This is a genomic window from Anaerostipes sp. 992a, from assembly GCF_001940245.1.
In the GTDB taxonomy this organism is placed as follows: Bacteria; Bacillota; Clostridia; order Lachnospirales; family Lachnospiraceae; genus Fimousia.
In genome coordinates, this window is the sequence record NZ_MJIG01000007.1 from 36,453 (window position 1) to 54,770 (window position 18,318).

General features: G+C 40.0%; 20 protein-coding genes. 15 read left to right on the forward strand and 5 right to left on the reverse strand.

Annotated elements, in window-relative coordinates; genetic code table 11:
* Position 1: 1 nt before the first annotated feature.
* The gene (locus tag BHF69_RS13415) at positions 2 to 3,358 is read left to right on the forward strand and encodes a DEAD/DEAH box helicase family protein (protein WP_075672450.1); all 3,357 of its coding nucleotides are present in this window, start codon (positions 2 to 4) and stop codon (positions 3,356 to 3,358) included.
* 63 nt (positions 3,359 to 3,421) lie between these two features.
* Positions 3,422 to 4,402 carry an Abi family protein gene (locus BHF69_RS13420; protein ID WP_075672452.1) on the forward strand — a complete coding sequence of 327 codons (981 nt, stop codon included), beginning with the start codon at positions 3,422 to 3,424 and terminating at the stop codon, positions 4,400 to 4,402.
* Positions 4,403 to 4,596: 194 nt separating this feature from the next.
* Here the strand turns inward: BHF69_RS13420 and fucO are convergent, their stop codons facing one another.
* From fucO to BHF69_RS13440, 4 genes are all read right to left on the reverse strand, one after another.
* Positions 4,597 to 5,742, reverse strand: coding sequence for a lactaldehyde reductase (gene fucO / locus BHF69_RS13425; RefSeq protein WP_075672454.1), 1,146 nt, complete (start codon positions 5,740 to 5,742; stop codon positions 4,597 to 4,599).
* Between the two features lie 132 nt (positions 5,743 to 5,874).
* Positions 5,875 to 6,441: a TetR/AcrR family transcriptional regulator C-terminal domain-containing protein gene (locus tag BHF69_RS13430; protein ID WP_075672456.1), complete on the reverse strand. Its 567-nt coding sequence runs from the start codon at positions 6,439 to 6,441 to the stop codon at positions 5,875 to 5,877.
* A gap of 28 nt (positions 6,442 to 6,469) precedes the next feature.
* Positions 6,470 to 6,955, reverse strand: a complete 486-nt coding sequence (locus BHF69_RS13435) for a GNAT family N-acetyltransferase (protein WP_075672458.1) — start codon at positions 6,953 to 6,955, stop codon at positions 6,470 to 6,472.
* A 422-nt stretch (positions 6,956 to 7,377) separates the two neighbouring features.
* Positions 7,378 to 7,785 carry a hypothetical protein gene (locus BHF69_RS13440; RefSeq protein WP_075672460.1) on the reverse strand — a complete coding sequence of 136 codons (408 nt, stop codon included), beginning with the start codon at positions 7,783 to 7,785 and terminating at the stop codon, positions 7,378 to 7,380.
* Between the two features lie 275 nt (positions 7,786 to 8,060).
* Here BHF69_RS13440 and BHF69_RS13445 point away from each other — a divergent pair, with 275 nt between their 5' ends.
* The 8 genes from BHF69_RS13445 to BHF69_RS13480 are packed head-to-tail and all read left to right on the forward strand — an operon-like array spanning position 8,061 to position 14,178.
* Positions 8,061 to 9,212 carry a double-cubane-cluster-containing anaerobic reductase gene (locus BHF69_RS13445; RefSeq protein WP_075672462.1) on the forward strand — a complete coding sequence of 384 codons (1,152 nt, stop codon included), beginning with the start codon at positions 8,061 to 8,063 and terminating at the stop codon, positions 9,210 to 9,212.
* A gap of 9 nt (positions 9,213 to 9,221) precedes the next feature.
* Entirely contained in the window at positions 9,222 to 9,983 is a 762-nt protein-coding gene (locus BHF69_RS13450) for an acyl-CoA dehydratase activase (RefSeq protein ID WP_330393146.1), read from the forward strand.
* Positions 9,980 to 10,216, forward strand: a complete 237-nt coding sequence (locus BHF69_RS13455) for a DUF3343 domain-containing protein (RefSeq protein ID WP_075672466.1) — start codon at positions 9,980 to 9,982, stop codon at positions 10,214 to 10,216. The genes BHF69_RS13450 and BHF69_RS13455 overlap by 4 nt, the downstream gene beginning before the upstream one ends.
* 12 nt (positions 10,217 to 10,228) lie before the next feature.
* Complete coding sequence (locus tag BHF69_RS13460; RefSeq protein WP_442855880.1) at positions 10,229 to 10,582, forward strand: winged helix-turn-helix domain-containing protein; 354 nt, start codon at positions 10,229 to 10,231, stop codon at positions 10,580 to 10,582.
* Positions 10,583 to 10,586: 4 nt separating this feature from the next.
* The gene (selD, locus tag BHF69_RS13465; RefSeq protein WP_075672468.1) at positions 10,587 to 11,612 is read left to right on the forward strand and encodes a selenide, water dikinase SelD; all 1,026 of its coding nucleotides are present in this window, start codon (positions 10,587 to 10,589) and stop codon (positions 11,610 to 11,612) included.
* 6 nt (positions 11,613 to 11,618) lie between these two features.
* On the forward strand, positions 11,619 to 12,230 hold the full coding sequence (yedF, locus tag BHF69_RS13470; protein WP_075672470.1) for a sulfurtransferase-like selenium metabolism protein YedF: 612 nt from the start codon (positions 11,619 to 11,621) through the stop codon (positions 12,228 to 12,230).
* A gap of 12 nt (positions 12,231 to 12,242) precedes the next feature.
* Positions 12,243 to 13,379 (forward strand): aminotransferase class V-fold PLP-dependent enzyme, encoded by a 1,137-nt coding sequence (locus BHF69_RS13475; protein ID WP_075672472.1) that lies wholly within the window; start codon positions 12,243 to 12,245, stop codon positions 13,377 to 13,379.
* 46 nt (positions 13,380 to 13,425) lie between these two features.
* A complete protein-coding gene (locus BHF69_RS13480) occupies positions 13,426 to 14,178 on the forward strand; it encodes a hypothetical protein (protein ID WP_075672474.1) in 753 nt (250 codons plus the stop codon).
* Between the two features lie 2 nt (positions 14,179 to 14,180).
* Here BHF69_RS13480 and BHF69_RS13485 read toward each other — a convergent pair whose 3' ends face one another.
* Positions 14,181 to 14,849, reverse strand: a complete 669-nt coding sequence (locus BHF69_RS13485; protein ID WP_075672476.1) for a YoaK family protein — start codon at positions 14,847 to 14,849, stop codon at positions 14,181 to 14,183.
* 173 nt (positions 14,850 to 15,022) lie between these two features.
* Between BHF69_RS13485 and BHF69_RS13490 the strand changes: the two genes are divergently transcribed.
* The 5 genes from BHF69_RS13490 to BHF69_RS13510 all read left to right on the forward strand — a co-directional run bounded on the left by BHF69_RS13490 (position 15,023) and on the right by BHF69_RS13510 (position 18,310).
* Positions 15,023 to 16,516, forward strand: coding sequence for an ABC transporter permease (locus BHF69_RS13490; protein ID WP_075672478.1), 1,494 nt, complete (start codon positions 15,023 to 15,025; stop codon positions 16,514 to 16,516).
* Between the two features lie 20 nt (positions 16,517 to 16,536).
* The gene (locus BHF69_RS13495; RefSeq protein ID WP_075672480.1) at positions 16,537 to 17,181 is read left to right on the forward strand and encodes an ABC transporter ATP-binding protein; all 645 of its coding nucleotides are present in this window, start codon (positions 16,537 to 16,539) and stop codon (positions 17,179 to 17,181) included.
* A gap of 48 nt (positions 17,182 to 17,229) precedes the next feature.
* On the forward strand, positions 17,230 to 17,421 hold the full coding sequence (locus BHF69_RS13500; RefSeq protein WP_075672482.1) for a DUF951 domain-containing protein: 192 nt from the start codon (positions 17,230 to 17,232) through the stop codon (positions 17,419 to 17,421).
* Positions 17,422 to 17,536: 115 nt separating this feature from the next.
* Positions 17,537 to 17,824 (forward strand): 30S ribosomal protein S6, encoded by a 288-nt coding sequence (gene rpsF, locus BHF69_RS13505; protein WP_075672484.1) that lies wholly within the window; start codon positions 17,537 to 17,539, stop codon positions 17,822 to 17,824.
* A gap of 18 nt (positions 17,825 to 17,842) precedes the next feature.
* Positions 17,843 to 18,310 (forward strand): single-stranded DNA-binding protein, encoded by a 468-nt coding sequence (locus BHF69_RS13510; protein ID WP_075672486.1) that lies wholly within the window; start codon positions 17,843 to 17,845, stop codon positions 18,308 to 18,310.
* Positions 18,311 to 18,318 lie beyond the last annotated feature (8 nt).

Here is an 18,318-nt window from a genome sequence, read left to right on the forward strand (position 1 = left end):
TATGCAGTTAAATTTTAAATTTTTAAGAATGAATCAGAAATTTGCATCATTTGCAGATGCAGCAATAGAAGCAGAGAAGGGAATTGCTGTTTCTAATGCAACGTGTGCAATTTTATGCCGCCGTGCATTGGAGCAGGCAGTAAAATGGTTATATTCAATTGAACCATATTTGGAGATTCCATATCAGGATAACTTGGCTAGTCTGATTCATGAAAAGACATTTAAAGATATTTTAGATCCTCATTTATTCCCTTTGATCAGATTTATATGGAAACTTGGGAATAGCGCTGTACATACTTCAAATCAGATAAAAAGAGACCAGGCAGTATTGGCTCTTCGCAATCTTTTTGAATTTTGTAAATGGATTGATTATTGTTATGGAGATGATTACGAAGATCGAAAGTTTGATGAAAGTATTCTTTTAGGTAATCCACATCACAAGAAACGAGAGAAACCGGAAGAATTAAGGAAATTGTATGATGAAATTTCTTCTAAGGATAAACAATTAGAAGAGATGAGAAAAGCCAATGAAGAACTTCAGGCGAAGATGGCGGAAATCAAAGAACATAATATGAAGGAAAGGCACCATGAGGTTGATCAGAAGACAGAAGCAGATACGAGAAAAGAATATATTGACGTTGAATTGCAGCTTGCTGGTTGGAAGATAGGCAGGGATTGTCTGGAAGAAGTACAAGTGTATGGCATGCCGACTTCTTCTGGCATTGGTCGTGCAGATTATGTATTATATGGGAACAATGGAAAGCCGCTTGCAGTTGTCGAAGCCAAAAAGACAGGTGTAGATACTATGGTTGGAGCAACACAGGCAAAACTATATGCAGATTGTCTGCAAAAACAATACCATCAAAGGCCATTAATTTTTATTACCAATGGATTTGAAATTGATTATATTAATGATGCAAGAAATTTTCCAAAAAGGAGGGTATCTGGATTTTTTACAAAGGACGAATTGCAGTTAGAGGTAGACCGAAGAACGGAAATTCGATCTCTGACAGGTGTTCAGATTAATGATGAAATCAGTAATCGTTATTATCAGAAAGAAGCGGTACAAGCAGTATGCGATGCGATTGAGCAAAATCATCGTAAGATGTTATTAGTTATGGCAACTGGATCTGGCAAGACAAGAACAGCAATTTCTATTGTAGATGTACTGATGAAGCATAATTATGTGAAGCATATTTTATTTTTAGCAGACCGTACAGCATTAGTGCGTCAGGCAAAGAATAACTTTAGTAATCTATTGCCTAATCTTACGTTGTGTAACTTGTTGGACCGTAAGGATGATCCGAAGCAGGCGAGAATGATTTTTTCTACATATCCAACGATGATGAATGCTATTGATGACACTAAAAATGAATTTGGAGAAAGGTTATTTACACCGGGACATTTTGATCTTATTATTGTCGATGAAAGTCATAGAAGTATTTATCGAAAGTATCAGGATATTTTTGATTATTTTGATGGAATGATGCTTGGTCTTACTGCAACACCAAAAAATGAAATCGATAGAAATACGTACAATATATTTGAATTAGAGAGTGGAGTTCCTACCTATGCATATGAGTTAGACCAAGCTATTCAGGATGAGTATTTGGTTCCATATGCAACATTAGAGTATAAAACGAAGATCATGGAAGAGGGAATTCATTATCAAGATTTGTCTCAGGAAGAAAAAAACCAATTTGAAAATGATTTTGATGATGATGAAAATATTACAGATTTCATTCCTAATACAGCTATCAACACATGGTTATTCAACAGTGATACTATTGATAAAGTGTTAAAAGAGCTTTTAGAAAATGGGTTAAAAGTAGAAGGTGGAGATAAGCTCGGGAAAACGATTATTTTTGCGAAAAACAGTCTTCATGCCAAGGCGATTGTAGAACGATTTCAAACACTTTATCCAGAGTATGGAGCTCATTTTATAGAGCAGATTGATTATAGCATTAAGTATTCAGATACGTTAATTGATGATTTTTCTACAAAGGATAAAGATCCACAAATTGCCGTATCGGTAGATATGCTTGATACAGGAGTTGATGTTCCGGAAGTGTTAAATCTTGTGTTTTTTAAGAAAGTTCGTTCTTATTCAAAGTTTTGGCAAATGATAGGAAGGGGAACAAGATTGTGTGAGAATCTATTTGGGCCTCAAATACATAAGGAAAAGTTTCTGATTTTTGACTTTTGCAATAATTTTGAATTTTTTCGGGTGTCAAAAGGTGTGGAGAATACGGGACAGCAGGGGTCATTAACGGAAAACATTTATATGGTAAGATGCCGTATTGTGCGTGAGTTACAGGCAACTGAAAACCAGAATGAAGATGGTAGAGAATATCGGAAACAATTGGTAAACGCACTTAGAAAAGAAATCATGGATTTGAATCCAGATAGTTTTCGGGTGAAATTAAATCTTCGTTATGTAGAAAAATATCAGGAATTAAATGCCTGGTCAGTATTGGAAGCACAAAGTATAACTGAATTAAGGAAACACATTGCACCATTGGTAGTACTTAAGGAGAAAGAAGAACTGGCAAAAAGATTCGATTACCTGATTTATTCCATAGAATTGGCAATGTTAGAACAGAAAGATTTCTCCCATTTAATTCAGAATATTCAAAATACAGCAGAGCGTTTAAGTAAAAAATACAATATTCCACAAATAAAAGAGGAAAAATATATCATAGAAAAGGTAATGACAACAGAATTTTGGGAAACAGTTGATCTTATGAGCCTGGAGGTAGTGCGGGAAGCATTAAGAGGATTGATACGATTTTTAGACCCAGTGAAACAGACAGTTTATTATTCAAACTACGAAGATCATATTATGGAAGCAAAAGAAGGAGCACCTTTTTATGCTGCTAATAATCTTCAAAACTATCGTAAAAAAGTAGAATATTATTTGAAAGAGCATGAGAATGTTCTTTCTATATATAAATTGCGGAATAACAAAAAGCTTACAAAAACGGATTTTGAAGAATTGGAACGAATCTTATGGCAAGATCTTGGGAGTAAAGAAGATTATGAAAAAGAATATGGGGATACTCCAATTGGTCATTTGGTAAGAAAAATAGTTGGATTGGATCGGACTGCAGTAAGAAAAGCATTTAGCGAATTTCTATCAGAAGAAAGACTGAATTCTAATCAAATGCATTTTTTGGAATTGCTGATTGATTATATTGAACAAAATGGATATATTGAAGATAATTCTGTTTTGACAAAAGAGCCATTTCGAAGTGTTGGGAGTATCACGAATATCTTTAAAAATGACATTGGAACTGCAAGAAAAATTTTGGATGTATCCGATCAAATTCGGAATAATGCAGATGCTATTATGGCATGATTATAAAAAATAAAAAGCGATTGTTGTAGATTTAAAAATTAAGATAAATGTTAGGGGGTTTTTATGAGTTATAAAACTACAGATGGATTAATGAGGCATCTTCGGAATAACGGGATTGCAATATCTGGAAGTATACAAAAGCGGCAGTTAATTAATACTGGTTATTTTCATGGATATAAGGGATATCGTTTTTTCAAAAATGCCGGAACAAAGCTACCATTTATTGCATATAATGAAGTATATGCGACTATACAGTATGATTCTGCACTAAAAGCCCTTTTATATGGGAAAATGATGTTCATTGAAACGGCTATTAAGAACATTGCTTTGGAAGGAATTTTGGTGAATGCAAATTCAGAAAGTATTCGAGATATGTATGATAAAGTAGTAAGTGGATACCGTAATGCACCTGCTTTCTATACACTAGAGCAAAAAAAGAAATTGCAGCAGAATAAATTGAATTTACAAAAGTCGATTCAAGCGAGTCTTGCAAGTGCATATCGCAAGAATAATCCCAAAATAACTCATTTTTATAATAATGTGGGGAATTCAGATGTCCCTATTTGGGCGTTATTTGAAATAATGACAATGGGAGATTTGGGTTATTTGCTTTCCTGTCTGACCTATGATGTAAGAGACGATATTTCAAAAAGAATTGGCCTTAATCTTGCTTATGACACTAATAGACAATTGCTTTATAAATATATCTATACTTTGAAAGATTTGCGCAATGCTATTGCCCATAATGCAGTTGTCTTTGATACTAGATTTAGAAATATTGATCCTACGTCAGCGATGAAACAATGTTTGAAGAATGAAGTTGGTTTGCCATATGTCAATTTTAAAACAATTGGCGATTATATTATTCTTATATGCTATTATTTGAAAATGCTACATATGCCTAAAACGGAAATTAAAGCATTTATTCGTGAGTTTGAAAAAATTACTGCTAACTATATGATTTCGGTAAATTCTAATGTAGTCAAAATTGTTATTCATCCTGATTTATCTGCACGTATGACGGCTTTAAAAAATTTTATTTAATTCTTGCATATTTCTGTTGAAAACGGTATAATATAAACACTAATTGGGGTATGTATTTGCGGATGCATACTTGAGAGAGTCGGAGAAATTCGGCTCTTTTTATATTAATATTTTTTATAAAAGGAGCGGATGCTCCAGTAGATGAAATATCTACGTTTGCATCCGCTCCTATGTTATCTTTATGATTTAGCTACTTACATTAACTTACGGAATAATTCCAGTACCTGTTCTTTGGTAGCTTCTCTTGGGTTGCCAGGATAGCATGCATCTGCTAACGCGTCTTCTGCCAACTGATCTAAATCTTCTTCTTTGATGCGTTCGTTCTTTTCTGGAATTCCAACATCCTTAGAAAGCTGCTTTACTGCTTCAATAGCTGCGTTGCGATATTCTTCCTGAGTCATATCGTCTACGCCTTCTACACCCATTGCTTTTGCGATCGCTTTGTATTTTTCTCCGGTGTATTCCTTATTAAATTCCATGGAGATTGGAAGCAGCTGAGCACAAGCCATACCATGAGGAGTGTCATAGTATGCACTTAAAGTGTGAGCCATAGCATGGTCAATTCCAAGACCTACGTTAGAGAATCCCATACCTGCAATGTACTGACCAAGAGCCATGCCTTCGCGGCCTTCTTTTGTATTAGCAACAGCGCCACGTAAATTTTCAGCAATGAGACGAATGGCTTCGATATGGAACATATCCGTCATCTCCCATGCGCCTTTGGTTGTGTAACCTTCGATGGCATGTGTAAGAGCGTCCATACCGGTACTAGCAGTTAATCCTTTTGGCATAGAAGCCATCATTTCAGGATCGACAATAGCTACCATTGGCATATCGTGTGGGTCTACACATACGAACTTTCTCTTCTTTTCCACATCAGTAATAACATAGTTGATCGTAACTTCTGCAGCAGTACCTGCAGTTGTAGGAACTGCGATGGTTGGTACACAAGGGTTCTTAGTAGGAGCCATTCCTTCTAAGCTTCTAACATCTGCAAATTCAGGGTTGGTAATGATGATTCCGATTGCCTTGGAAGTATCCATGGAAGAACCGCCACCAATTGCGATAATGTAATCTGCTCCAGATTCTTTAAAAGCTTCTACACCATGCTGTACATTTTCAATGGTAGGATTTGGCTTGATATCAGAATAGATTTCATAAGGAAGTCCCTCCTGATCTAATAAATCCGTTACTTTTGCAGTAACACCGAACTTGATAAGGTCTGGATCGGAAGTAACGAATGCTTTTTTGAATCCGTGCATCTTGATTTCTGTAATGATTTCGTTAATTGCTCCAGGTCCATGATAAGAAGTTCCGTTTAAAGAAATTTTGTTAGCCATGATATCTTCTCCTTTACTTAAAATTTATATGATTGTCTATGTTTGACTTTCTTTTAATAATTAAATTTTACAACACTCTGCACAAAAAGAGAAGTTACATTTTCGTAAATTTGTCACTTATTTATCAAAATTTTAGGCTAAGATGTCCAATTCTTCAAATAATTTTCCAAGCTTTGGAGGCATGGCTTCTATCATCAGCTCGGCTAATTCTTCTGGGGTCTGTGGGGTATTATGTAAGACCCATTTTACCGTCATATAAATGGATGCCTGACAATACATTTCCAGAAGATCTCCATACTCTTTTTCAGGAAAACTTCCTTTTTTACTGGTGATCAGATTTTTATAAAATTCAAATATCATTTTGAAATCATGATCCTTTAAATTGTTTTGCGCATCACTTTTAAAAGCCGCTGCAAAAAATTTCTGTTCCTGGCGGATGTATTCAAACTTATGGACCAAAGAGTCATAAACCCGCTGTCCATATCCCATATGTTCGAAGGATTTGATGAGAAGCTGGTCAAAATACCAGTTGATCAGATCGTATTTATCCAGAAAATTTCGATAGAATGTCTGTCTGGAGACACCGCAGATGTCGGTGATCTGCTTTACGGTAATTGCTTCAACGGGAGTTGTCTGCATACACGTTCCGATGGCCTGTGCCAGACGATATTTAATTTTTTCTCCTTTTTTCGCAGCCATAACTTCACCCCTCCTAATGTCAGAAGCCTTAAAAGGTCAATCGCATCTGGTTCCATGAGACACCCCCATGCCTGGATTTATCACTGATTCCTTCATTAACAAAGCCAAATGTGGCATAGTAATCTACCAAGGCATCTTTACAGGTCAGCACAAGTCCTGTGCGATTCTGTTCTTTTGCATCTTGAATAGCCTGACGAATCAATGCTCCGGCATAGCCATGTCTGCGATAAGATGGAAGAGTGTTGACCCCGAAGATCATCTGCCATTCTCCGTTTTCATTGTGCAGCTGTGCATTTTCATACATGTCATCTGTCAGGTCTGGCTCATTAGTAACAAATCCATCAACAAAGGCGATCAGTTTTTCCTTATCGAACATGAGCCAGAAATGAGTGCCATAATACCGTAATCTCTGTTCGAATTCCTCTTTTGTTGCTGCTTCAGCAGGCGGAAAGCATTCTGCCTCAACTGCAGAAATTGCTTCCAGATCATCCAGCGTAGCTGTTCTAATTAACATTGTTGCTCCTCCCATACATACAAATTCTTTCGATGCTTTATCATACCATAGAAATCTTAGAAGGAAAAGAAATATGTAAATTTATCGAAATTATGTGGAATTGAGCGTAGTTTGTTACAAAAATATATTTATGGACAGCGTATACCCAATCATGCACACACTGTCCTGAAGAAGGCAGTCCTGTAGTGTTTAGTATTTTTACGTGGTAAAGGCACTGGAGGATTATATGTATATTATTTGCCCGACAGTGAGTGGGTGTTGACGGAAATGGAAACCATGGATTATATTCAGCAGTCCGTGGATGAGTTAAAAGAACAAATAGATAGAAACAAAGCAAAAAGGGATTGACGAACAAACTAAATTTTAGTTTGGGTGCAATCCCTTTATTGTTGCATAATGAATGAGAAGGGAACTATTTTTACCTAGGCAACATAGTTGATAAAATCGTTTATATATCCGATCACAACATTGATTTGATTTTTTAATGCCTGGTATTCATCGTGAGTGAGAGAAGTTTCAAAAAAACTTTTTGATTTAATTTCTGCAGGCAGAGAGGCGTTTTTTAAGTGTTCTGCCAATTCGTCCGGCAATGAATAAGAAGATAAAGTCGCAACCAGATCATGGAGCTGTTCCTCTGCAGAATGAATGGTAATCTGGGCTAAACGGTATTTTGTGTCGTTTACCGTTCCCCGGATGATGGTAAGGAATGGAGTGATGGAAGAAAGGTCTTCGTTGCCCCAGCGTTCTGCACTGTCAAGGGTACGAATGGCTTCGTTTAAAGATTCAATGATTTTATTTGCAGTTTCTAATGGCTGAGTTGTTGTTGTCATATAGATTCCTCCTTTTGAAATAATTTCCGATTCAATATTTTGTATAATATTATATTAGCATATTAATTATAAAAAAATGATTATAATTTTGAATAGAACAATTCTTTTTTTCTATAGATTGTTTGGCGCATTTTTATAATTTAGTGAAAGATATCTCGTGCTGGGTTTCTGTAAAGCGTTGATTTAAAAGAAAAGTAAAACGTAAAATAGGAATTGAAGATAGGGGGTCTATACGTTATACTTAAGTGAGAATAACGTTAGGAGAAAGGTATCACATGGAATTAATTAAAGATTTACCAGAGGTGTTTGAAGATTTTGCAGAACAGAGAAAGAATTCATTTTTAGCAGTGAAGAAGATTAAGGAAGCTGGGAAGCCAGTTGTAGGTGTATTTTGTACCTACCTTCCACAAGAACTTCCAGCTGCGATGGGAGCAGCAGTTGTAGGACTTTGTTCCACTTCTGATGAGACCGTAGCAGATGCGGAAAAGGATTTGCCAAGAAACCTGTGTCCACTGATCAAATCCAGTTATGGATTTGCCAAAACCGATAAATGCCCATTTTTCTATTTTTCAGATCTGATCGTAGGAGAAACCACCTGTGATGGCAAGAAAAAGATGTATGAATATTTGGGTGAATTTAAGCCGGTATATGTGATGCAGTTGCCGAATACGCAGAATGAAGATGGATATGAGATGTATCGCAAGGAAATCATTCGGTTCAAGGAGAAGTTAGAAGAGCATTTTCAGGTTGAGATTACGGAGGAATCCATCCGGGAAGCGATTCATCAAAAGAATGAAGAGAGAAAGGCCTTAAAGGGTTTATATCAATTGATGCGGTTAGACCCACTTCCAATGAAAGGAAGTGATCTGTTCCATGTACTTTATGGTTCCACATTCAAATTTGACAAGGAACAGACAATTGCAGAGTTAAAAGCGATCAAACAGAAGGTGGAGAAGGAATATGCAGAGGGTAAATATTTGGAAAAGGCCCCTAGAATTCTGATTACAGGTTCTCCAATTGGAGGAGGGGCATTCAAGGTTGTCAATCTGATTGAGGAGAATGGAGGAGCTGTTGTAGCATTTGAAAACTGTACTGGAGCAAAATCCACAGAAGAGCTGGTGGATGAGGAAGAACCAGATGTATACAAGGCTTTGGCAGAAAGATATTTGAATATCGGATGCTCCTGCATGTCTCCAAATCCAAATCGTTTTGAGCTGTTGGGAAAAATGATTGAAGAGTATAAAGCGGATGCAGTAATTGAGGTTGTATTGACGGCATGTCATACTTATAACGTGGAGACATTTGGTGTGAAGAGGTTTGTAACAGAGCAGCATGGAATCCCATATATGGCAGTGGAGACCGATTATTCTAATGGAGATGTGGGACAGCTGAATACAAGAATTGCTGCATTTTTGGAGATGCTATAGGAGAAAATGATGAAATATAGTATTGGAATTGACTCGGGGTCAACTACCACGAAAGGGATTTTATATGATGGCAATGAAGTCGTAAAGCAAGTGATGATTCCCACTTCAGCCAGACCGCGGCAAAGCATTCATCAGGTGTATGAGGAATTGTATATGGATCAGGTAAAAAGTGTCATTACCACCGGATATGGAAGAAAGCTGCTTCCAGAGGCGGATAAAGCGATTACGGAGATTACCTGCCATGGTATAGGTGCTGCATGGTTAAATCCTGAGATTGATAGTGTAATCGATATTGGTGGACAGGATTGTAAGGCCATTGTTTTAAATGAACAAAAGCAGGTGGCAGATTTTCTTATGAATGATAAATGTGCCGCAGGTACGGGAAGATTTGTAGAGATGATGATGAGACTTTTGGAACAGCCAATGGATCAGCTGGATGCCTTCGTAGAAGGTAAAGAGATGATTCCGATTAACAGCATGTGTACTGTTTTTGCGGAAAGTGAGATCATCAGTCTTTTGGCGGAGGAGAAGGATCCGGGAAGCATTGCTATGGGAGTGCTGCATTCTATCTGTAAGCGAACTGCCTTTTTTGCCCAGAAGCTGAATATAAGTGGAACGGTATTTTTTACCGGAGGGCTGACCAGGAGTAAGGTATTTACACAAATTTTGAGTGAGTATCTGAATCAGCCGGTGGTCACCGATGACCGGGCTCCTTTTGCTGGAGCAATCGGCGCAGCAGTATATGGATATAACAGAGGTGAATGTATATGAGAAAAAAGGAATTGTCATGTATCTTTTCTTTTGAAACAACGACACAGGCCATGGCTATGGAGAATGCCTGTAAGAAGAAACAGATACCAGGAAGAATCATTCCATTGCCCAAGGAGATTTCTGCGGGCTGTGGACTGGCATGGTGGGCACCAGCAAAGGAGAAGGAAAGAATCCTGGCTTTTATGGCATCAGAGCAGCTGGTCTATGAACAATGCGATGAAATCTTGTTTTAATAATAGAAAAGAGTGAAAAAATTGAAATCATTTACCTATAAGATGAGCCTTCGGATTTTCCGGGAGGAAAAGGCATTTGGACCTGGAATTTATGAGCTGCTTCTAAATATTCAGGAGACGGGCTCTCTTCAAAAGGCGGCGGAGAAGATGGATATGGCATATTCAAAGGCCTGGAAGATTTTAAAGGCAAGCGAAGAACAGTGTGGATATCCACTGACCGTTCGTGCAACGGGTGGAAAGGGTGGAGGTGGCTCCACCATATCGCCAGAAGGGGAGAGGCTGATGGAGCGATACGAAGGATTTCGAAATGAATTAGAGGAAGCAGCCAGCGAGGCATTTGTCCGCTGGTTTGCAGATATGGAGTGAGAAGATGGCTGAGGAAATTGTTTTTTGTAAAGGTGGCGGCTGTACCGCCAAGTTAGGACCGGCGGCACTGGGAAGCGTGCTTTCAAAGCTGCCGAAATTTGAAGACCCCAACCTGTTGGTGGGATTTGATCATTCCGATGATGCAGCAGTATATAAGCTGACCGATGAGCTGGCTATGGTTCAGACGCTGGATTTCTTTCCACCCATGGTGGAGGATCCTTATCTGTTTGGCAAGATCGCAGCGGCCAATGCATTAAGCGATATTTATGCTATGGGTGGTGACGTGAAGACGGCACTGAATATTGTATGTTTCCCAGAGAAGATGGATCTTAATATTCTTGGGAAGATCCTTCAGGGAGGCAGTGAGAAGGTAAGAGAAGCCGGAGGGGTTCTTGCTGGAGGGCATTCCATTGCCGATGCGGATGTAAAATATGGATTATCGGTAACTGGAACGATTCATCCGGATAAGATTTTTGAAAATAACGGAGCCCTGCCGGGAGACTGCCTGATCCTTACCAAGCCATTGGGCGTAGGAATTGTCTGTACAGCGGCCAGAGTAGGTGGAGCAACAGAAGGAGCATTAAAGAAAGCTACGGATTCCATGGAAACTCTGAATAAATATGCCTCTGAGATCGTCAGAAAGTACCGGGTACATGGATGTACAGATGTAACAGGATTTGGGCTTCTGGCACATTTACAGGAGATGTTAGATGACAAAGTGTCTGCAGTCATAGAAGCCTCACAGGTCCCTTATATCAAAGAATGTGAGGAGTATGTGGAGGAATTCTACATTACGGCGGCCGGACAGAGGAATCGTAATCATGTGGGTGAGCAGGTGGTGTTTGAGAATTGTTCCTTTGCGATGGAGGAAATCTTGTTTGACCCACAGACATCCGGGGGACTTTTGGTCAGCATGCCTGTGGAAGATGGCAGAAAAGCTGTGGATGAATTAAAAGAATTAGGGCTTCCATGTGGAATCATTGGAAGGATTGTTGAAAGAAAAGAACCATTTATTACCGTGAAAGGATAGAAGAGTATGATAGAAGTAAATGCTATGGGTAAGCAATGCCCATTACCAGTTATTGAAACAAAGAAGACCATTGAGGAGTTAACACAGGATGATACGGTACAGGTACGAGTAGACAATGAAATTGCCGTACAAAATGTAATGAAGATGGCAAAGCATAAAGGATTAGAAGCTTCTTCACAAAAGATCAGCAAGGATGAATTTCTTGTTCAGATCGAAGTGACTGGAATCGGAGAAAAGAAAGCAGTAGAAGAAGGCATTCAGTGTCAGCCAGACCGTAGAGGGAATGGAACAGTAGTGGTATTGTCTTCTGATTGTATGGGAACAGGGGACGAAAGTCTTGGGAAGCAGCTCATGAAGGGATTTGTATTTGCTCTGACCAAGCAGGATCAGTTGCCGGCAAAGGTGATTATGTATAATAGAGGAGCATTTTTATCCAGTGAAAATGAAGATACCATTCAGGATTTAAAGACATTAGAGGCACAGGGGGTGGAGATTCTTACCTGTGGAACCTGCTTAAATCATTATGGGCTTGCGGATAAGCTTGCGGTAGGAAGTGTTACCAACATGTATGAGATTGCAGAATCCATGACAACTGCCACATTGATCGTAAAGCCTTAAGGGGGCAGGAACATGCTTTATTTTGATTATGCTGCCACCAGTTTGCGAAAACCCGATGGAGTTGCCAAGGCGGTGGCAGATGCGATTCTCTCCATGGGAAATGGAGCCAGAGGGACTCATGCGGCATCCTTAGCCTCATCGAGAATGATTTATGAGACAAGGGAGATGTTAGCACGACTATTTGGAGCAAAAGAGGCCTGTCAGATAGCTTTTACGATGAATTCTACCATGGCGTTAAATATTGCCATTAAGGGAATGATCCAGCCAGGGGATCATGTGATCACAACGGCCATGGAGCACAATAGTGTGCTGAGGCCACTCTATGAGCTGGAGAAGCAGGGAGCCGTGCTTACGATTCTTCCCTGTGATGCTTTGGGACGGATCTCTTATAAAGAGATGGAGGAAAGCTTTCGGGAAAATACAAAGGCGGTCGTCTGTACCCATGTGTCCAATGTAACAGGAAATGTGAATGATATTAGAAGAATCGGACAGATGTGCAGGGAACATCAGGCATATTTTATTCTAGATGCTTCTCAGTCTGCAGGGACATTTCCGATTCATATGCAGGAAGATCAGGTGGATGTAATCTGCTTTACTGGACATAAAGGTCTTTTGGGACCTCAGGGAACCGGAGGTTTGTGTGTGAAGAAGGGAGTGGCGATTCGGCCGTTGTTATCTGGGGGAAGCGGAATTCATTCTTTCTCGAAGGAACAGCCAGAACAGATGCCTACCCGATTAGAAGCTGGCACCCTGAATGCTCATGGAATTGCAGGGCTGCATGCTTCCCTTCAATATCTGCAGGAGTATGGCATTGACCGGATCCGTGAGGAAGAGCAAAAGCTGGCATCCTACTTTTATGAGCAGCTAAGGAAGGAAGAATCCATAACCTTTTATGGAGATTTGGATAATCCGGTGCATGGGGCGATTGTGACTTTTAATATTGGTGATTACGATTCTGCCCAGGTAAGCGATGAGCTGGCACAGAGATTTTCTATCTGTACCAGACCAGGAGCTCATTGTGCACCCCTGATGCATGAGACTTTTGGAACAGAAAGGCAGGGAGCAGTCAGGTTCAGCTTTTCCCATTTTCACACAATGGAAGAAGTAAGGACAGCAGTGGAAGCAATCCATACATTGATTCACGAATAAAATCAGAAAATCCTTCCAATACTAAGAAAAGAAAGAAAAAGGGAGGATGAAGGATTTGATCTCAGTATGGGAAGCTGGTATAGACGAGCGGGAACCGCGAAGCTTAAAGAAGGATCAGTCCTGTCAGGTACTCATCTTAGGAGGAAATCTGGCAGGACTTTTTGCTGCTCTTTTTTGCATGGAAAAAGGTTATCAGGTCATCGTGATCGAGGAGGGGGTATTAGAAGAACGAGCGCTGGAAATTTCTTTTTTTGATAAAATCACCAATCTGAAAACATGGTCCTATAGTATCTGGTATCCGTGGCTGACCGCCAAATATGGGTTTAAATGCAGTTTCAAAAGAATGCCAGCTTATTATTACTGTCTTTCTCAAAAGCCTACAGCAAGAATGCCAAAGCAACCGGTTTTTCATCCCATTCGGTGGATGAGGGAGGTATCCCAACAGGTGGATGTTTATGAAGGGGTGGAAATTATAAAAGAAAAGAAAAAGCAACTGGATACCAGTCGTGCAGTGGTTCATTTCGAAATGTTGCTTGATGCCAGAAAGCAGCCGGGAGAGGAAAAGGAGCTTTGGACAGCCATGGAAGGAGTTTCTCTGGATCAGGGTATTTATCTGTGCATGGATGGTACGGCGGATTTTCTCATGTGGAAGGAATGGCTGATCATGAGGGATTCCTATCGATTCTTATTTCCCAAAGGGCAGATGGCTTATCGGTGGGAAATCGATGGAAAACGGAAGGAAGGGATTTATGAAAGTATGGAACGGGCCCGAAGGCTGCTAAAAGAAAGCGGCCTGTAAGCTTATGGGTGGTGTTCTCGTTCGTAGTCGATGAACATGAGTAAGAATGCAAGAAAAAGAAGCATAGAACAGCACAGGATGGCTTTCTCATGTAAAAGATGAATAAAAAAATTTCCAATGACGGCACCGGTGACAAAGCAAAGGATAATTCCATAATATAAGGTGGACTTTCTTAGGAAAGCCGAATCTTTCGTATGGAAGAAATGAAAAAGGTTCTCTGTGCCGGTTCTCATATTTCCAATGCACATAGTTGTGGCAATTCCATTGCCGCGGATCTTTCGAAACGTTTCTACTTGAATGCCACAGGCAAAAGAGGTCAGGACATTGGCCGGCAGGTTCATGGTCAACGGAAAAAAAGCAACTGCGATCAGGATGATACTTTCTATGAGAACGGCCATCTGTCTCCAGTGCAGCATCTCTTTGATTCTGGTACGGATCCATTCTGCCAATACAATGCCAAGGGCAAAGGCAAAAACCGGGAAGAAGTATTGCATGGCCACCGGAAGATTCCCTTCGGATAAATGTACCCCAAACAACAGCATATTGCCGGTCTGTGCATTGGCAAACACATGATCTCTTTGAATGTAAGAATAAGCGTCCATAAAGCCGCCGGATATGGCAAGTAAGATCCCAAGACGGATGGACTCGGACATTTGCTTTGATTGTATCATTTTGGGCCTCCTTTTTCGTCGGTAGTGTTGTTGAAATGATTATAGGACGGTTCTGTGGAAAGGTCAAGGAATTCTAAAACAATCACAATTCTCTCAAATTTCTTTCACAAAATATACAAAGTTTTTCCGTATTCTTAAATAAAGTAAAAAAATACCAGGAAAAGGAGAATTATATGTATGTGATTAAGAATGCGTGGAAGAATGTAATCCGGTCAAAAGGGAGAAATATCCTGATCGGGTTGATCGTATTGGTAGTTTCCATTTCAGCTTGTATCTCTCTGTCTATACGGCAGGCGGCCGAAAGTGCACAGGAGGATGGGCTGGAGAATGTTGAGATTACTGGTCAGATTACTGTGGACCGTCAATCCATGATGCAGTCTATGGGAGAAGCGGGAGCGGATCGTTCCCAAATGAAAGAGAAGATGGCTGATATGGAAGAGTTATCCGTAGAGGATCTGAAGAAATATGCCAAGTCTTCTTCCGTTAAGAACTTTTATTATACCCTGACTACTTCCTTAGATGGTAGTAACATCGAAGAAGTCAGTACCAGCGATACGACCTCTTCTGACAGCGATATGCAAGGACCAGGAGATGAGAGCAGAAAAGGCATGAATCAGGGAGCGTTTTCTCTGGTTGGCTATAGCAGCGAAGATGCCATGACAGATTTTATCAATGGTACTTGCAAGATTACCGATGGAGAGATGTTCGAAGAAGGGACCACGAAGAAGAATTGTATCATCAGCAGCGAGCTTGCTACATACAATTCACTGAAAGTGGGAGATACGATTAAGCTCGTAAATCCAGATGATGATTCTGAGACGCTATCATTAAAGGTAGTGGGAATTTATAGCAACAGCAGTTCCACCGCTGGAGAAAATGGAATCTCCACGCAATTTCAGCCGGGAGCAGATCCGGCAAATCAGATTTATATAAGCTATGCTGCTCTGGCAGATGCGGTAGAGGGAATGGATTCTATCCGAACACAGACCAACGGCACTTATGTGTTTGCCGATCAGGATGCTTATGAGCAGTTTAAAAAGGATGTAGAAGAAATGGGACTGGATAATACCTATACGGTCACCTCTCAGGATATTACAAGCTATGAACAAAGCCTGATTCCATTGCAGAATTTAAGCAAATTTGCTACTTACTTTTTTGTAGTCGTACTGATCATCGGAGCCATTGTACTGGTGGTGATCAATATCTTTAATATTCGGGAACGAAAATATGAGATTGGCGTACTGACTGCCATTGGAATGAAAAAGAGCAAAGTATGCATGCAGTTTGTCGCAGAATTATTTATCGTGACGATTTTTGCCATGGTAATCGGACTGGCGGCAGGAAGTGCAGCATCCGTTCCTGTATCGAATCAGCTGTTGCAATCTCAGATTGAAAGCCAGCAGGAGCAGCTTAGTAATCAGGAAATGAACTTTGGCCGTGGTAATATGGAAAATGGCGGTGGCAATAGACAAAATCAAAACATAACAAAGGGTGGATTTATGGCACAGACCGTAGATTATATGTCCGATATATCTGCAAGCGTCAATATGACAGTCATCATAGAGCTATTCGGAGTGGGAATCCTGCTTACGATGCTATCTAGTATGACGGCGGTGATTTTTGTCATGCGTTATGAACCATTGAAGATTTTAAGCAACCGCAGTTAGTATCAGGCAAGGAGGACGTTATGAATATATTAACACTTCAGGATGTGGCATATTCCTATGAAGGAAGCAAGAAAAAGGTATTTGAGCATTTATCTTATGAATTTGAGGAAGGAAAGATTTATGCGATCGTAGGGCGGTCTGGTGCCGGAAAGACGACATTATTATCCTTGCTTTCCGGGTTGGACAGTCCGACGGAAGGAAGTATTCTTTTTAAAGACAAGGATATCCGCAGGATTGACCGTTATCAGTATCGAAGCAAATACGTGGGCATCATTTTTCAGAGTTTTAATCTGCTTCCTCATTTGACTGCTGTGGAAAATGTGATTCTGTCCATGGATGTATCAGGGATGAAATACAAAAATAAAAAAGAAAAGGCCATGGAGCTGCTCGGAAAAGTAGGATTAAGCGAAGATGAGGCAAGGCGCAGGGTATTAAAATTGTCAGGTGGCCAGCAGCAGAGGGTAGCCATTGCAAGGACTTTATCTTACGAACCGGAAGTCATTCTGGCAGATGAGCCAACGGGAAATCTGGATAAAGAGACAGAAGATGAGATTATGGGCATTTTTCACACGCTTGCACAAGAAGGAAAATGCATCATCATTGTTACACACTCTCAGGAAGTGGCGCAGCAGGCGGATGAAGTGAAAAAGCTGTCTTGCAAATAACCGTCCCGCCGTTTAAAATAGTCCTATAGAAACAAGGAGGACGACAGTATGGATTTGCATGTAGGTGATATTATAAAGATGAAAAAACAGCATCCCTGCGGAACCAATGAGTGGAAGATCCTTCGTACGGGAATCGACTTTCGCTTAGAGTGTATGGGATGTGGCAGACAGGTCATGGTGACACGAAAGCTGGTGGAGAAAAACTTTCGTGGCATGATCAAAAAGGCAGAAGAAAAGTAAGAAAATACTTGCGAAGCGTTGCCAAGTATGATAGAATACGAAATTGTGATAATATATTAATCCTTGCTCTTTCGTAAGGGGAAGGGCCAAAGACCAGAAGGAGGTGCAAGCAACAATGAGTAAATATGAATTAGCATTAGTTGTGAATGCAAAGATCGAAGACGACGCTAGAACAGAAGTAATCGAAAAAATCAAAGCTATGCTTGAAGGATTCGGCGCTACTATTACTAACGTTGATGAATGGGGTAAGAAAAAATTAGCTTACGAAATTCAGAAGATGAAAGAAGGATATTACTACTTCATCCAATTCGACGCATCTACAGAAGTTCCAGCTGAAGCAGAACAGAGACTTCGTATTATGGAACCTGTAATGAGATTCTTATGCGTGAAACAAGATGCATAACGAATAGGAGGAATCCAAATGAATAAAGTCGTGTTAATGGGTCGATTAACAAGAAATCCTGATGTGAGATATTCACAGGGAGAAAGACCTATGGCAGTTGCCAGATATACTCTGGCAGTGAACAGACGATTCAAAAGAGATGGCGAGCCAGATGCAGATTTCATTAATTGTGTGGCATTTGGAAGACAGGGTGAATTTGCGGAAAAATATTTAAAGCAGGGCACTAAGATCGTTATTTCAGGTAGAATTCAGACAGGTAGCTATGTCAATAAAGATGGAAACAGAGTTTATACAACGGATGTTGTCGTAGAGGAACAGGATTTCTGTGAAAGCAAGGCTGCTCAGAGTGAGTACCAGGCTTCTCAGGGAAATAATTCTTTCGGCGGGGGATTTGAACCGGCAGGAAGACCTGCACCAAGCGCAGCAGCAGGAGATGGATTCATGAGCATTCCAGATGGTATTGAAGAAGAGTTACCATTCAGTTAAGATTTTAG

Coding starts and splice junctions, on each gene's coding strand:
- selD (WP_075672468.1), top strand. CDS start 10,587: ATGGCTGAGGAAATTGTTTTTTGTAAAGGTGGCGGCTGTACCGCCAAG.
- BHF69_RS13500 (WP_075672482.1), top strand. CDS start 17,230: ATGGATTTGCATGTAGGTGATATTATAAAGATGAAAAAACAGCATCCC.
- BHF69_RS13420 (WP_075672452.1), top strand. CDS start 3,422: ATGAGTTATAAAACTACAGATGGATTAATGAGGCATCTTCGGAATAAC.
- BHF69_RS13450 (WP_330393146.1), top strand. CDS start 9,222: ATGAAATATAGTATTGGAATTGACTCGGGGTCAACTACCACGAAAGGG.
- BHF69_RS13440 (WP_075672460.1), bottom strand. CDS start 7,785: ATGACAACAACAACTCAGCCATTAGAAACTGCAAATAAAATCATTGAA.
- BHF69_RS13430 (WP_075672456.1), bottom strand. CDS start 6,441: ATGGCTGCGAAAAAAGGAGAAAAAATTAAATATCGTCTGGCACAGGCC.
- BHF69_RS13480 (WP_075672474.1), top strand. CDS start 13,426: ATGAAGGATTTGATCTCAGTATGGGAAGCTGGTATAGACGAGCGGGAA.
- fucO (WP_075672454.1), bottom strand. CDS start 5,742: ATGGCTAACAAAATTTCTTTAAACGGAACTTCTTATCATGGACCTGGA.
- BHF69_RS13435 (WP_075672458.1), bottom strand. CDS start 6,955: ATGTTAATTAGAACAGCTACGCTGGATGATCTGGAAGCAATTTCTGCA.
- yedF (WP_075672470.1), top strand. CDS start 11,619: ATGATAGAAGTAAATGCTATGGGTAAGCAATGCCCATTACCAGTTATT.
- BHF69_RS13485 (WP_075672476.1), bottom strand. CDS start 14,849: ATGATACAATCAAAGCAAATGTCCGAGTCCATCCGTCTTGGGATCTTA.
- BHF69_RS13455 (WP_075672466.1), top strand. CDS start 9,980: ATGAGAAAAAAGGAATTGTCATGTATCTTTTCTTTTGAAACAACGACA.
- BHF69_RS13495 (WP_075672480.1), top strand. CDS start 16,537: ATGAATATATTAACACTTCAGGATGTGGCATATTCCTATGAAGGAAGC.
- BHF69_RS13475 (WP_075672472.1), top strand. CDS start 12,243: ATGCTTTATTTTGATTATGCTGCCACCAGTTTGCGAAAACCCGATGGA.
- rpsF (WP_075672484.1), top strand. CDS start 17,537: ATGAGTAAATATGAATTAGCATTAGTTGTGAATGCAAAGATCGAAGAC.
- BHF69_RS13490 (WP_075672478.1), top strand. CDS start 15,023: ATGTATGTGATTAAGAATGCGTGGAAGAATGTAATCCGGTCAAAAGGG.
- BHF69_RS13445 (WP_075672462.1), top strand. CDS start 8,061: ATGGAATTAATTAAAGATTTACCAGAGGTGTTTGAAGATTTTGCAGAA.
- BHF69_RS13510 (WP_075672486.1), top strand. CDS start 17,843: ATGAATAAAGTCGTGTTAATGGGTCGATTAACAAGAAATCCTGATGTG.
- BHF69_RS13415 (WP_075672450.1), top strand. CDS start 2: ATGCAGTTAAATTTTAAATTTTTAAGAATGAATCAGAAATTTGCATCA.